Origin of the sequence: Neoroseomonas alkaliterrae, assembly GCF_014199195.1 — a bacterium.
Classification (GTDB): domain Bacteria; phylum Pseudomonadota; class Alphaproteobacteria; order Acetobacterales; family Acetobacteraceae; genus Neoroseomonas; species Neoroseomonas alkaliterrae.
This window is the reverse complement of the sequence record NZ_JACIJE010000003.1, coordinates 338,933-351,546: the sequence shown is the minus strand read 5'-3', so window position 1 is coordinate 351,546 and position 12,614 is coordinate 338,933. Positions and strand designations below refer to the sequence as shown.

The window sequence follows — 12,614 nt, the reverse complement described above, 5'->3', positions numbered from 1 at the left end:
CCTATTCGGTCTTCGGTGCGGGGGCGGGCGCGCCGCCGCGCTGGGCGCGCAGCTCGTCGCGGATCTCGGCCAGCAGCGCCTCGGTCGGCGTGGGCCCGGCCGGCTTCGGCGCCTCCTTCGGCCCGTGCAGGCGGTTGATGATCTTGACCAGCCAGAACACCGCGAAGCCGACGATCAGGAACTTGATCACCGCATTGAGGAAGGCGCCGATGGCCAGCACCGAGGCCCCGCCCTGGCGCGTCGCCTCGAGCGAGGCGCGCCGCTCGCCGAACAGGACGAGGAACAGGTTCGAGAAGTCGATCCCGCCCATCAGGATGCCGATGATGGGGTTGATCAGGTCGGTCACGACCGAGTTCACGATCGCCGTGAAGGCGGCGCCGATCACCACGCCGACGGCGAGGTCGATCACGTTGCCGCGCATGATGAAGGCCTTGAACTCCTTCATCCAGGCCGGTTCCTTGATCGGGATCTGGCTGCCGATCTTGTTCGCGAGGTCGCTCATGGGCGGTGGGCTCCGTTCGGCGCAGGCGCGAATCGCCTGCGTGACCGGGGCCGATCATCCGGCGAAACGATCCGCCGTTCCAGCATGACGGAGCGCCATCAGCCCGCGGCGGTTGCGTCCGCGGGCGCGTAGCCATCCTCGCCCGGGGCAGCGGCGAGCTTGGCCCGGACATAGGCGATGTCGCGCCGCAGGGCGAAGATGTGCCGCCGGTAGCTCGCCGGCAGGGCCAGCCGGGCGACCAGCCCCTCGAGCGTCTCAAGCCTGTCGCGCAGCGCCTGGCGCGCCGCGCCGTCGGGTGCGGCCGCGGCCTCGGCCTCGATGCGCCGGAGCGTGTCGTAGTGCCGCCACACCCGTGTCTCCATGTGGCGCGCATAGATCGCCGGGCCGAAGCGAATCAGCGGCAGCGCGATGCCGAGCACGGGCAGCAGGATGGTGAACAGCCGCTCGGCCCAGACCGCCACCCAGAACGGCAGCCAGCGCTGCAGCACGGTCTGGCCGTGCGCGTAGTAGCGCTCGGCATCCGCGTTCACCCGCAGGTCTTGCGTCAGCGTGTTCGGGAAGCTGGCCTCGGGGGCGAAGGGCGTCCGCGCGCGATGGACCTCGCGCATGATGGAGACGAGCAGGCTGACCACCTGCGGATGCGTCCCTTCGCGCACCACCACCGAGGCCACCGGGGCGAGCAGCGTCATCGGCCGCGGCGGCAGGTCGTCCGCGAGCGAAAGCCCGCCGCGCGGCAGCCGCACCGGCACCAGGAAGGGCAGCTGCGCCGCATAGGCATCGGCGTGGTCGGTCAGGTCCGCGAGCGCCACCTCGGGCCCGGCGCGCATCAGCGCGGCGATCGTGCCCTCGACCCGCGCCGAGACCAGGATGGCCGCATCGGCCGTTCCCGCCCGCAGCGCCGCGGCCGCCTCCGGCCCGCCGAGGGGCAGGGCCTCGAAGCCCTCGGGGCCGATGCCGTTGGCGGCGAGCATGGCGAGTGCGAGCACCCGCGTGCCGCTGCCTTCGGGTCCGATGGCCACCCGCTTCCCGCGCAGGTCAGCCAGCCGCGCGAGGCCGCGATCGGCGCGCAGGAAGGCCCAGACCGGCTCGTGGAACACCGCGCCGAGGGATTCGAGCCCGGCATCGCGGTCGCGCCCGGCGATGCCGCCCTGCACCAGCGCGACATCCACCGCCCCTTCGCGCAGCAGTCGCAGATTCTCGACCGAGCCGGCCGTCGGCACCTTGCTCACGCGGAAGCGCGTGGCCTCGAGCCGTGCCGCATAGGCTTCGGCGGCGAGGGTGTAGGCGGAATCCGGGGCCGCGCCCACGGCGAGCCGGATCTCCCGCGGCGGGGCCGGCGCGGCGAGCGAATAGCCGAGCGCCGCGCACGCGATCAGCAGCGCCGCGGTGGTCAGGACCCAGTGGCGGATGGCCCAGGCGAGAAGTCCCTGCATCGCCGCCGACCATGCGACGGCGCGCGCGCCGCGGCAATCGCCCTGGCCTGCCGGCGCGCCGCCTGCGATGATCGCGCCATGTCCGCGCCCTTCGACCAGCACGTCACCTTCCTCTATGCCGAGGATCCGGCCCCCTCATGGCGCTTCTACGAGGAGGTGCTCGGCCTGCCGCTGGCGCAGGACCAGGGCACCTGCCGCATCTACGCGGTCGCGCCCGGGGCGCGCGCCTTCCTCGGCGTGTGCCGCGCGCGCGGACCGCGCGTGACCGATAACCCGCGCGTCCAGGGCGGTGCGGTCATCACCTTCGTCGCGCAGGATGTCGAAGGCTGGCATGCGCGCCTGAAGGCCGCGGGCGTCGAGATCGCCGCCGCACCGGCCTTCTCGGAGACCTACCGCGTCACCTCCTTCTTCTTCCGCGACCCGGCGGGCTACACGCTCGAGATCCAGCGCTTCGAGCGCCCCGACTGGCCCGCCCCGGTCTGAGCCCGCGCGCCCTATCGCGCGAGCATCGTCTGCGGCAGCCAGGTGACGATCTGCGGGAAGACCGTCACGATCGCGACCGCCGTCACCATCAGCAGGAAGAAGGGCAGGGTGTAGCGCGCCACCTCGAAGATGCTGCGCCCGGTCAGGCCCTGCAGAACGAAGAGGTTGAAGCCGACGGGCGGCGTGATCTGCGCCATCTCCACCACCAGCACGATGAAGATGCCGAACCAGAGCAGGTCGAAGCCCGTCGCCTGGATGATCGGCAGCACGACCGAGGCGGTCAGCACGATCATGCTGATCCCGTCGATGAAGCAGCCGAGAACGAGGTAGATCAGCGTCAGGCAGGCGATGATGACATAGGGGCTGAAGCCCTGGCTGCCGACCCAGGCCGCCATCGCCGCCGGGATGCCGGAATAGGCCATGGCCTGCGTGAGGAAGGCCGCGCCGGCGAGGATCAGGTTGATCATGCAGGACAGGCGCACCGCGCCCATCAGGCTGTCCACGAAGGATTTTCGCGTGAGCGTGCCGCCCCAGGCCGAGAGCGCGAGCGCGCCCGCCACGCCGAACACCGCCGCCTCCGTCGCGGTGGCCCAGCCGAAGTAGATGCTGCCCATCACGAACAGGATCAGCCCGACGATGGGCAGCAGGCTCGCGCTCTCCCGCAGGCGCTGGCGCAGCGGCACGGGCGGGTCGCGCGGCGGCGTGCGCGAGGGATTGAGCAGCGACCACGCCGCGATGTAGCCCGAGAACAGCACCATCAGCAGCAGCCCCGGCAGCACGCCGGCGATGAACAGCCGCACGATCGAGACCTCGGCCGCCACGCCATAGACGATCATCACGATCGAGGGCGGGATCAGCAGCCCGAGCGTGCCCGCGCCGGCGAGGCTGCCGATCGCCATCGGCACGTGGTAGCCGCGCTGCGTCAGCGCGGGCAGCGACATCTTGCCCACCGTCGCCGTCGTGGCGGCGGAGGAGCCGGACACCGCGGCGAAGATGCCGCAACCGATCACGTTCACATGCATCAGCCGCCCCGGCAGCCGCTGCACCCAGGGGGCGAGGCCCTTGAACATGTCCTCGCTCAGCCTGGTGCGGAACAGGATCTCCCCCATCCAGATGAAGAGCGGCAGCGCGGCGAGCGTCCAGGAGGCGAGCGACTGCCAGATCGCCGTGCCCATCACCTTCTCGGGCGGCATGGAGGGCATGGAGGGGATGAGCATCGGCAGCACCACCACGCCGGTCAGCCCGACCAGGGCGAGCGCGAGGCCGATCCACACCCCGAGGCCGAGGAAGACGAAGAGCAGGCCGAGCATGAGCAGCCCGGCCTCGGTCTGGGCGAGTTCCATCTAGAGTTCCTCCGCCGCGCGTTCGAGCGCCGAGGCTTCCGCCGCGCGCCGGTAGGACGGCGTGCCGCCCGCCAGATGCACCACGAGGTCGTCGATCAGGCAGAGGGCGAAGAGCGCCGTGCCGAGGCCCACCAGCCCCTGCGGCACCCAGAGCTTCCAGGCGACCGAGCCCTGCGCCACGTCGTCGAACTCGAAACTGTCGGTGGCGAGGTCGATCATGGAATAGGCGAAGACGGCGCAGAGCCCCGCCGCGAGCAGCAGCGCCACCGCCTCCACGGCGAAGCGCGGCGCCCCGCGCAGCCGGCCGACGATCAGGTCCACGCGGATATGCGCGCCGTGGCGGAAGGCGTGGGCGAGCGGCAGCGTCGCCGAGGCCGCGACCGAGAAGGCCGTCAGGTCGTCCGCGCCGAGCACGGTGGCGCCGAACTGCCGCCCGATCACCTGTGCCGCGATGATGCAGCCGATCGCGGCGAGCGCGACCGCGCCGAGGATGCCGCCGGCGAGATAGAGCGCGTCGAGCGCACGTCGAAGAAGGGTCATGTCATCCGGAGCGTCATGCGGCGTTCGTCTCTCCCGCTCGTGGAAGGGCCCGCCCTGCGGCGGGCCCCGGTGCCGCTCACGCGACGGCGGCGCGATAGGCGTCGATCAGGCGCCTGCCTTCGTCCCCGGCCTTGGCCACCCATTCATCGGCCTGGATGCGCCCGATGCGCGCGAGCCCCTCCATCAGCGCGGGCGTCGGCGTGCCGATGGTCATGCCGCGCTGCTGGAGCACGTTCTGCTGGTTCACCGTCTCGGTGTCCGAAGCGGCCCAGCCGCGCGCCTCGGCCGCCGCGGCGGCGGCGCGGATCGCGGCCTGGGCCTCGGCGGGCAGGGCGGCGAGGTCGCGCTGGCGGACGAAGATCGCGTTCTTGGTCCGCGTGAAGCCGATCGGCGTGAAATGGCGGCAGAAATCCCAGGCCTGCACGTCCACCCCGGTCGCCGCCGAGGTCACCATGGCGTTGACCACGCCGGTGGCGAAGGCCTGCGGCACCTCGGCCTGCTGCACGAGGGTCGGCGTCGCGCCGGCCAGCGTCGCGAAGCGGTTGGTCAGCGCGTTGAAGGTGCGCATTTTCAGCCCGCGCAGCGTCTCCACGCTCTCGACCGGGACATTGGTGTAGAGGCCCGAGGGCGGCCAGGGCACCCAGTAGAGCAGCGAGAGGCCCTGGCGGTTGAAGCGCGCCTCGACATAGGGCCGCTGCAGCTCGGCGAGCTTGCGCGCCTGTGCCGTCGAGGTGACGAGCTGCGGCACGCTGTCCACCTCGAAGAACGGATCCTCGTTGCCGTAGGCCGAGAGCAGGATCTCGCCCATCTGCACCTGGCCGGTCTGCACGCCGCGCTTGATCTCGGGCATGCGCAGCAGCGAGGCGTTGGAATGCAGCTGGATCTGCAGCCGCCCGCCCGAGGCCTGCTGCGCCTCCTCGACGAAGGCGCGCAGGTTGCGGGTGTGGAAATTGCCGTCCGGATAGGCGGTGGCGACCTGCCAGCGCGTCTGCGCTTCGGCTGCGCGCGGGGCGAGTGCCGCGGCGGCAAGCCCGCCGGAAGCCGCGAGAAGACCGCGGCGACGGATCGAGGTCATGCTGAAGCCCCCTTTCTCGTTCTTGGCGGGGCGCATCTTCGGCGCGCCTCCCCCGGACCGGCAAGGGGGATGCGCCGCGCCATCGCGCACCCCCGGCCATGGCTGCCCGCCGGTTGGGCGCGCCCGCCGCGCGCTGCGCGCATCGCGTGCAGGGCGCGGCGTGGCCCCTGCGGCGTCAGCCCGCCGCGCGATACTGCTCGAGAAGCCGGCGCCCGTCCTCGCCCGCGCGCTGGACCCATTCATCGGCCATGGTCCGGCCGACGCGCGCGAGGTCGTCGAGCAGCTGCTGCGAGGCGGGCGCGACCTGCATGCCGCGGGCGGCGAGCGTCGCCTCGGTCTCGCGCATCGCGGCCTCGGAGAGCTCGTAGCCGCGCTGCTCGGCGCGCTGCGCGGCGGCGCGGATCGCCTCCTGCAGGTCGCGCGGCAGGCCCTCGAGGGCGCGGCGGGAGACCAGCACGGCGTTCTTCGTCATGGAGAAGCCTAGCGGCGTGAAGTGTCGCGCATAGTCCCAGGCCTGGGTGTCCACGCCGGTCGCGGCGGAGGTGATCTGCGCCTGCACCACCCCGGTGGCGAAGGCCTGCGCGAGTTCGGCCGACTGCACCAGCGTCGGCTGCGCCCCGATGAGCTGCGCGAAGCGGTTCGTCATCGGCGAGAAGGTGCGGAAGCGGCTGCCGCGGAGCTGCTCGAGGCTCGTCACCGGCTGCTGCGAATAGAGCCCGGCGGGCGGCCAGGGCACCATGTAGAGCAGGCTGAGCCCCTGCCGGCCGAGCCGCGCCTCGATGAAGGGCCTCTGCAGGTCGGCCAGCCGCTTCGCCTGCTGGTAGTTCGTCACGAGCTGCGGCAGCGCGTCGGCGTCGAAGAGCGGGTCCTCGTTGGCATAGGCGGTGAGCAGGATCTCGCCCATCTGCACCTGGCCGGTCTGCACGCCGCGCTTGATCTCGGGCATGCGCAGCAGCGAGCCGTTGGAATGGATCTGGATCGAGAGGCGCCCGCCCGCGGCCTGCTCGATCTCCTGCACGAAGCTGCGGATGTTGCGGGTGTGGAAGTTGCCGTCGGCGTAGGGTGTCGCCATCTGCCAGCGCGTCTGGGCGCGCGCCCCGGCAGGCGCGAGTGCGGCGAGGCTGGCGGCACCCAGAAGGGCGCGGCGCGGGAAGCTCATGGCGTCATCCTCTCGATCGGCGGGGCGGGGTGCCGCCCGGCATGGCTGATCGAGGATACTGCCTGGACGGCGCCGGCAATCAAGCCGCCCGGCGCCGCCGCCGGCTCAGGCCGGATACTGCGCCGGGTCCACACCCGCCGCGGCGAGGAAGTTGCGGATCTGCACGACCTCGTCCTTGGAGAGGCTGTGCCGCGCATCGTGGAATGCATGGGCCTGGCCGTTCAGCTTCACCGCGACGCGGCCCGAGCCGTTGTGCGACACCTCGGCCCCGAGTTCCTCGAGGACGGCATGCACGGCCTTGGGGTCGATGTTCGCGCTGACGGGATGGGCGAAGAGCGCCTGCAGGACCTTGCGGTGGCGGTGGTTCATCGTCTGGCCTTTCGTGCCGTGATGGCTTGAAGGCCATTCTCCGCCGCGGGCGGCGCGGCGCCTTGACCAGGATCAAGGCGCCGCCGTGCCGGCTTCAGGCCCGCCCGTAGGTGTCCTCGAAGCGCACGATGTCGTCCTCGCCGAGATAGGAGCCGGACTGCACTTCGATCAGCACCAGCGGGATGATCCCGGGGTTCTCCATCCGGTGCACGCAACCGAGCGGCAGATAGACGCTCTCGTTCTCGCGCAGCAGGATCTCCTCGGCGTCGCGCCGCACGATGGCGGTGCCCGAGACGACGACCCAGTGCTCGGCGCGGTGGAAGTGCTTCTGCAGGGACAGTTTCGCGCCCGGCCGCACCAGGATCTTCTTCACCTGGAAGCGGTCGCCCATGATCAGGCCCTCGTAATGGCCCCAGGGGCGATAGGCGCGGCGGTGCTCGGTCGCCTCCTTGCGGCCCTTGGCCTTGAGCGCGTCCACGAGCGTCTTCACATCCTGTGCGCGGTCGCGGTGCATCGCGAGCACCGCGTCGTCGGTCACCACCACCACCGCATCCTGAAGGCCGATCACGCCGGTGAGGATGCCCTCGCTGCGCACGTAGCAGTTGCGGCTGTCGATGATCTCGGCCGGGCCGGCCGCGACATTGCCCTGCGCGTCCTTGCCGCTGATCTCCCACAACGCGGCCCAGGAGCCGATGTCGGACCAGCCGATCGCCGCCGGCACCACCGCGGCGTGCTGCGTCCGCTCCATCACGGCGTAGTCGATGCTGATCGAGGGCGCCGCGGCGAAGGCGGCGGCGTCGAGGCGCACGAAATCCATGTCGCGCTTCGCACCCGCCACCGCGGCGCGCACCTGCGCGAGCAGCGCCGGCTCGTGCCGCTCGAACTCGGCAAGCAGCGTCGCGGCGGTGGCGACGAACATCCCCGAGTTCCACAGATGCCGCCCGCCGGCGACGAATTCCGCCGCGCGCGCCGCGTCCGGCTTCTCGACGAAGCGCGCGATGGCCCGCACGCCGTCGAGCCCGGGCAGCGCCTCGCCGGCCTCGATGTAGCCGTAGCCCGTCTCGGGCGCGGTCGGCTTCATGCCGAAGGTGACGATCCGCCCGGCCCGCGCCGCCGCCGCCGCGCGCGCGAGCGCGGCATGCAGCGCCGGCACGTCCTGCACCGCCGAATCGGCGGCCATGATCCACATCACGGTCCCCGGGGCCGCTTCCTCGGCCAGCAGGGCGGCGGCCGCGATCGCCGGGCCGCTGTTGCGCCCGGCCGGCTCCAGCACGATGCGCGCCCCGCGCCCGCGGAGCTGCTCCGCGACGAGGAAGCGGTGCGCCTCGTTGCAGACCACGGTCGGCGGCAGGAAGCCCGGCCCCTCGGCCCGCGCGGCGGTCTCCTCGAGCATCGGCCGGGCCGAGGCCAGCGGCCAGAACTGCTTCGGATAGCCCTCGCGCGAGAGCGGCCACAGGCGCGTGCCGGTCCCGCCGCTGAGGATGACGGGAAGGATGTCGGTCGGTGTCGTGCTCATGGCGTCCGGGGCAAGGGTCTCGGGTGCGGGCGGTCATGCAACGCAATGGCGGCAAATGGAAGGCGGCCCCCGGCGGCCGAGCCATCCGCGAAGCGCGGGGCGGCGAAAGGCTTCCGTAAGGATGCCCCTTCATCCTCCGCCCCCGAGGAGGATTCGCCGATGCCCCTGTCCCATGCCCTGCGCCGTGCGCGCGGGGCTTCCCTGCGCACGAGCCTCGCGCTCGCCTTCGTCTCCCTCGTTCTCGTCGCGGGCCTCGCCGCCTTCGGCGCGGCGGAGTTCGCGCAGGGCCGCCTCGCGGAGGAGACGGTGCGGCGCGAGAGCGCCAGCCTGCGCCAGGCCGTGACCCTCATGGTCGAGGCCGAATCCGCCCGTGCGGCGGGTCTGGCCGCCGCCGTCGCCGCCGCGCCCGAGGTGGTCGAGGCCTTCGGCCGTGGCGACCGCGCGCGGCTGCTCGCCCTCACCGCGCCGGTGCAGGAGGCGCTGCGGCGCGAGAGCGTGGCGGTGGAGCAGTTCCAGTTCCACACCCCGCCCGCGACCTCCTTCCTGCGCGTCCATCAGCCCGGCCGGTTCGGGGACGATCTTTCGGGCTTCCGCGCCACGGTGGTGGCGGCCAATGCCGGGCCGCGGCCGATCCGCGGCCTGGAAGGGGGCGTGGCCGGGCTCGGCTTCCGCGGCGTGCAGCCCATCGCGCGGGAGGGGCGGCATCTCGGCACGGTGGAGTTCGGCCTCTCCCTCGGCAGGCCCTTCCTCGAGGCCATGCAGGCGCGGCTGCAGGTGCAGGCGGCGCTCTACGCCCCCCGGCGGGATGGGACGATGGCCCGGCTGGCCACCACCGCCGAGACGCTGCCGGCGCCCCCGCAATCCGCCCTGACCGCCCCGGCCGAGGGCGCGATCCGCCCCTGGTCCGGCCGCCCGCATCTGATGCTCGAGGTGCCGCTGGCCGATTTCTCGGGCCGCCCGGTGGCGGTGCTGCTGGTCGCCTCCGATGCCTCTGGCATCGTGGCGCTGCGGAGCGAGGCGCGGCTGCTGATGGCCGGGCTGCTGCTCGCGCTGCTCCTGGCCGCGGGTGGGGCGGGGCTTCTGCTGGCGCGGCGGCTGGCAGCGCCCATCACCGGCCTTGCCGCGGCCACCGCACGGATCGCCGAGGGCCGGTTCGACACCGCGGTCGCGGGCGGGGAGCGGAGGGACGAGGTCGGCGCGCTCGCCCGGGCGCTGGACGGCTTCCGCCGCGCCCTGGCCGAGAAGGCCGCGCAGGAGGCCGAGCTGGCGGAGGAGCGCGCGCGGCGCGAACGCCGCCAGGCCGGGCTGCTCGCCGCGATCGGGGAGTTCGGCGGCTCGGTCAGCGGCCTGCTGCACGAATTGCGCGGCGCCTCGGAGGGGATGCAGGCGACCTCGGCCACGATGCGCCGCGTCGCCGAGGCGGTGAAGGCCGAGGCCGAGGGCACCCATCGCGCCTCGGGCGAGGCGGCGCAGGAGCTCGGCGCCGCGGCCGCGGCCACCGAGCAGCTCTCCGCCGCCGCGCGCGAGGTCGGCCGCCAGGCCGAGGAGGCCGCCGCCACGACCCGCGGCGCGGTGGCAAGGGCCGAGGCGGTGGACCGCGTGGTCGCGAGCCTCGCCGCCACGGCGGGCGAGATCGGTTCGGTGGTGCGGGTGATCGAGGGCATCGCCGGGCAGACCAACCTGCTCGCCCTCAACGCCACCATCGAGGCGGCGCGCGCCGGGGAGGCCGGCAAGGGCTTCGCCGTGGTGGCGCAGGAGGTGAAGTCGCTCGCCCAGCAGACGACGAGCGGCACCGCCGAGATCGCCGAGCGGATCGAGGCGGTGCGCCGCGCCACCGCCGAGGCGGTCGAGGGCCTGCGCGAGATGCTCGCCGTGGTGCAGGCGATGGACACGGTCGCGGCCGGCATCACCGAGGCGGTCGAGCAGCAGGGCGCGGCGACGCAGGAGATCACCGGCGTGATCGGCCGGGTCGCGGCCCATATGCGCCAGGTGGCCGAGCGCGCCGGGGCGCTCTCCGCCCAGGCCCAGGAGGCCGGCGGCGCGGCGGAGTCGGTGCAGGCGGCTTCGAACACGCTGGCCGGCGATGCCGCGGCGATCGACCGGGAGGTGGCGCAGTTCCTCGCCTCGCTGCGCCGCGACGGGGATGCGCGCCGGTTCGAGCGCATCCCGGCCGACCTCGCCGTGACGGTCGAGGCCGGGCAGCGCCGGCTCGCGGGGCGGAGCCTCGATCTCTGCGAGGGCGGGATCGGCCTCAGCCTGCCGCCGCCCATCGCGCTGCGCGCGGGCGAGGCGGTGACGATCCTGGTCGGCGGCCACCGCCTGTCCGGCCGCGTGGCGCATGTGGAGGCCGAGCGGGTCGGCGTGGCGCTGAGCACGGAAGCCGCCACCGCCGATGCGGTGCGCGCGCTGCTGGCCGGGCTCGCCGCGCCGGCGCGGCGGGCCGCCTGACGCCAGCGGGCCGGGACCGCCGGTCCTGGCGCGTGGCCGGCGCGCGCCGCCTGGGGCGACATGGCCGGCCGCAGCGTTGTGGCGGCCGCGAACGGCCGTGGCAGCGCCGCCTCCCGGCCGGGCCGGGCGCGGCGCGCCATCAGAGGATCCGCGCCTCGAAGGGCGGCATCAGGTCGGGGGCTTCGAACTCGACCACCCAGAGGTCGGGGTCGCGCTTCACCTGGCGCTCCACATAGGCGGTCGCCGTCTCCTCGGGCACCGGGGCGGGGCCGGTGCCGCGGATCCAGGCTGGCCGGCCCTCGGCATCGCGCGCCTGGGACAGCACGACCCAGCCCTCCCGCCCGCGCAGCACCGCGAGGATGCCGCCCGAATCGGGGTCGCCCTTCCGCAGCACGGCGGCCGGCCGGCCGGCCATGTCGGACAGGCGGATCGCCATCGAGACCCAGATGCCGGCCTTCACTTTCGCTTCCATGCCGCGACCCTGGCATGGGCGGCCCCTTGCCGGAAGCCGCGCGGCGCGCCATTCACCCGCCACCCCGGAGGTCGTGGCATGAGCGAGCGGAAGATGACGGAGGCGCAGCGCGCCTATGAGGCGAAGCGCGCGGCCAAGGCAGGCATGAGCCTCGAGAAGTGGCTTGCGAGCAAGGAGCGCCGCGCCGCCGAGGAGGCCCGCGCCGCCGCGCAGGCCGCGCCCAAGCCCCCGGCGCCGGCGAAGAAGCCCGGCTTCTTCGGCCGCCTGCTGGAGAAGGCGCAGAAGCCGCTTTGATACCCTGCGGACAAAGGATCGACCTTTGTCCGCAGGGTATCAGGATCTCGGTTCCGCGCGCGGCCGCCCCACCAGCCCCGCGCGCCATGCCAGCGGGGGAAAGGTCAATCCTTTCGCCCGCTGGTATGACACCTGGCGGCATCGGCGCGCCGGATGCGGGACCGGTTTCCGCGCGCGACCGCCCGCCCGGCCCGCGCGCTCGCAGCGGACGACTTCTGCGGTGATCTTTTCAGGCCATCCTGACGACCGCGTGCTCGCAGCGGACCAAAGATCAAACCCTTCCTTCCCTGGATCGCCTTTCGGCGGACGCAAGCGCCGCCCCTTGCGCCGCGGCGGGCTTTCGCGCGCTGTCGTCCCGCCAGCCCATTCGGGATGCGGGGCAGTCCAGGCTCCGGCCCTGCCGGCCACCGCCACGCCTGACCGCCGGCCGGCCCGGGTGTAGCATCCGGGCATGTGGCGCCTGCCGGCCGGGATGCTGGGCGTGGTCGCGCTTGCCCCCCTGGCCGGCGCGCAGGGCCTCGTGCCCGAACGCACCACCGTCCTCTTCGCCCCCGGCAGCGCCGAGGTCAGCGTCGAGGCGCGCGAGGTCGTGCTCGCCTTCCTGCGCCAGCCGCGCCCGCCCGGCCTCGCCGGGCATTGCCTGCGCGGCCATGCCGACCGCGGCCCGGCGGCGGAGGCGCTGGCCCTTGCCCGGGTGCGTGCCGTCGCCGCGGTGCTGGCGCGGCAGGGGGTTGATCCGGCGGATGTCGAGGTGGAGGCGGCGGGGGACAGCCTGCCGGTGCGGCTCGCGCCGCCCGGTCAGCCGGAGCCGATGAACGACCGCGTGGAGATGATCCCGTGTCCCGGGCCGCGCGGGCGGACGCGCGACCGGCGCGGGCGCCTCATGCCGGCGGGAGAAGGTTCTGACCTTTCACCCGCAGGCATGGCGCGCGGGGCTGGCGGGGCGACCGCGCGGGAAACCAAATCCTGATACGCTGCGA

13 protein-coding genes are annotated in these 12,614 nt (G+C 73.5%); 4 read left to right on the top strand and 9 right to left on the bottom strand.

The annotated features are described in order from the left end of the window. Position 1: 1 nt before the first annotated feature. Positions 2 to 502 carry a large conductance mechanosensitive channel protein MscL gene (gene mscL / locus FHS88_RS07700; protein WP_184483206.1) on the bottom strand — a complete coding sequence of 167 codons (501 nt, stop codon included), beginning with the start codon at positions 500 to 502 and terminating at the stop codon, positions 2 to 4. Between the two features lie 98 nt (positions 503 to 600). Continuing rightward, positions 601 to 1,935: a TAXI family TRAP transporter solute-binding subunit gene (locus FHS88_RS07695; RefSeq protein ID WP_184483204.1), complete on the bottom strand. Its 1,335-nt coding sequence runs from the start codon at positions 1,933 to 1,935 to the stop codon at positions 601 to 603. Positions 1,936 to 2,013: 78 nt separating this feature from the next. Here FHS88_RS07695 and FHS88_RS07690 point away from each other — a divergent pair, with 78 nt between their 5' ends. Further along, positions 2,014 to 2,418, top strand: a complete 405-nt coding sequence (locus FHS88_RS07690; protein ID WP_184483202.1) for a VOC family protein — start codon at positions 2,014 to 2,016, stop codon at positions 2,416 to 2,418. Between the two features lie 11 nt (positions 2,419 to 2,429). Here the strand turns inward: FHS88_RS07690 and FHS88_RS07685 are convergent, their stop codons facing one another. The 6 genes from FHS88_RS07685 to FHS88_RS07660 all read right to left on the bottom strand — a co-directional run bounded on the left by FHS88_RS07685 (position 2,430) and on the right by FHS88_RS07660 (position 8,420). Further along, a complete protein-coding gene (locus FHS88_RS07685; protein ID WP_184483200.1) occupies positions 2,430 to 3,761 on the bottom strand; it encodes a TRAP transporter large permease in 1,332 nt (443 codons plus the stop codon). Next, a complete protein-coding gene (locus FHS88_RS07680; protein ID WP_184483198.1) occupies positions 3,762 to 4,301 on the bottom strand; it encodes a TRAP transporter small permease in 540 nt (179 codons plus the stop codon). Positions 4,302 to 4,377: 76 nt separating this feature from the next. Then, the gene (locus tag FHS88_RS07675) at positions 4,378 to 5,376 is read right to left on the bottom strand and encodes a TRAP transporter substrate-binding protein (RefSeq protein ID WP_184483196.1); all 999 of its coding nucleotides are present in this window, start codon (positions 5,374 to 5,376) and stop codon (positions 4,378 to 4,380) included. 175 nt (positions 5,377 to 5,551) lie between these two features. Then, entirely contained in the window at positions 5,552 to 6,535 is a 984-nt protein-coding gene (locus FHS88_RS07670; protein ID WP_184483194.1) for a TRAP transporter substrate-binding protein, read from the bottom strand. A 105-nt stretch (positions 6,536 to 6,640) separates the two neighbouring features. Continuing rightward, positions 6,641 to 6,904 carry a hypothetical protein gene (locus tag FHS88_RS07665; protein ID WP_184483192.1) on the bottom strand — a complete coding sequence of 88 codons (264 nt, stop codon included), beginning with the start codon at positions 6,902 to 6,904 and terminating at the stop codon, positions 6,641 to 6,643. A 94-nt stretch (positions 6,905 to 6,998) separates the two neighbouring features. After that, entirely contained in the window at positions 6,999 to 8,420 is a 1,422-nt protein-coding gene (locus FHS88_RS07660; protein ID WP_184483190.1) for a mannose-1-phosphate guanylyltransferase/mannose-6-phosphate isomerase, read from the bottom strand. Between the two features lie 159 nt (positions 8,421 to 8,579). On the opposite strand from FHS88_RS07660, the gene FHS88_RS07655 reads away from it, so the two are divergent. Further along, on the top strand, positions 8,580 to 10,868 hold the full coding sequence (locus FHS88_RS07655; RefSeq protein WP_184483188.1) for a cache domain-containing protein: 2,289 nt from the start codon (positions 8,580 to 8,582) through the stop codon (positions 10,866 to 10,868). A 139-nt stretch (positions 10,869 to 11,007) separates the two neighbouring features. Here FHS88_RS07655 and FHS88_RS07650 read toward each other — a convergent pair whose 3' ends face one another. Then, the gene (locus FHS88_RS07650) at positions 11,008 to 11,340 is read right to left on the bottom strand and encodes a DUF1491 family protein (protein WP_184483186.1); all 333 of its coding nucleotides are present in this window, start codon (positions 11,338 to 11,340) and stop codon (positions 11,008 to 11,010) included. A gap of 78 nt (positions 11,341 to 11,418) precedes the next feature. On the opposite strand from FHS88_RS07650, the gene FHS88_RS07645 reads away from it, so the two are divergent. Beyond that, on the top strand, positions 11,419 to 11,634 hold the full coding sequence (locus FHS88_RS07645) for a hypothetical protein (RefSeq protein WP_184483184.1): 216 nt from the start codon (positions 11,419 to 11,421) through the stop codon (positions 11,632 to 11,634). A gap of 451 nt (positions 11,635 to 12,085) precedes the next feature. Then, the gene (locus tag FHS88_RS07640) at positions 12,086 to 12,604 is read left to right on the top strand and encodes an OmpA family protein (protein WP_184483182.1); all 519 of its coding nucleotides are present in this window, start codon (positions 12,086 to 12,088) and stop codon (positions 12,602 to 12,604) included. Positions 12,605 to 12,614: the final 10 nt, after the last annotated feature.

What these genes read in the sequence shown, in the direction of transcription:
- FHS88_RS07685 (WP_184483200.1), bottom strand. Translation starts at nt 3,761, where the DNA reads ATGGAACTCGCCCAGACCGAGGCCGGGCTGCTCATGCTCGGCCTGCTC.
- FHS88_RS07645 (WP_184483184.1), top strand. Translation starts at nt 11,419, where the DNA reads ATGAGCGAGCGGAAGATGACGGAGGCGCAGCGCGCCTATGAGGCGAAG.
- FHS88_RS07675 (WP_184483196.1), bottom strand. Translation starts at nt 5,376, where the DNA reads ATGACCTCGATCCGTCGCCGCGGTCTTCTCGCGGCTTCCGGCGGGCTT.
- mscL (WP_184483206.1), bottom strand. Translation starts at nt 502, where the DNA reads ATGAGCGACCTCGCGAACAAGATCGGCAGCCAGATCCCGATCAAGGAA.
- FHS88_RS07660 (WP_184483190.1), bottom strand. Translation starts at nt 8,420, where the DNA reads ATGAGCACGACACCGACCGACATCCTTCCCGTCATCCTCAGCGGCGGG.
- FHS88_RS07640 (WP_184483182.1), top strand. Translation starts at nt 12,086, where the DNA reads ATGTGGCGCCTGCCGGCCGGGATGCTGGGCGTGGTCGCGCTTGCCCCC.
- FHS88_RS07665 (WP_184483192.1), bottom strand. Translation starts at nt 6,904, where the DNA reads ATGAACCACCGCCACCGCAAGGTCCTGCAGGCGCTCTTCGCCCATCCC.
- FHS88_RS07695 (WP_184483204.1), bottom strand. Translation starts at nt 1,935, where the DNA reads ATGCAGGGACTTCTCGCCTGGGCCATCCGCCACTGGGTCCTGACCACC.
- FHS88_RS07680 (WP_184483198.1), bottom strand. Translation starts at nt 4,301, where the DNA reads ATGACCCTTCTTCGACGTGCGCTCGACGCGCTCTATCTCGCCGGCGGC.
- FHS88_RS07690 (WP_184483202.1), top strand. Translation starts at nt 2,014, where the DNA reads ATGTCCGCGCCCTTCGACCAGCACGTCACCTTCCTCTATGCCGAGGAT.
- FHS88_RS07670 (WP_184483194.1), bottom strand. Translation starts at nt 6,535, where the DNA reads ATGAGCTTCCCGCGCCGCGCCCTTCTGGGTGCCGCCAGCCTCGCCGCA.
- FHS88_RS07655 (WP_184483188.1), top strand. Translation starts at nt 8,580, where the DNA reads ATGCCCCTGTCCCATGCCCTGCGCCGTGCGCGCGGGGCTTCCCTGCGC.
- FHS88_RS07650 (WP_184483186.1), bottom strand. Translation starts at nt 11,340, where the DNA reads ATGGAAGCGAAAGTGAAGGCCGGCATCTGGGTCTCGATGGCGATCCGC.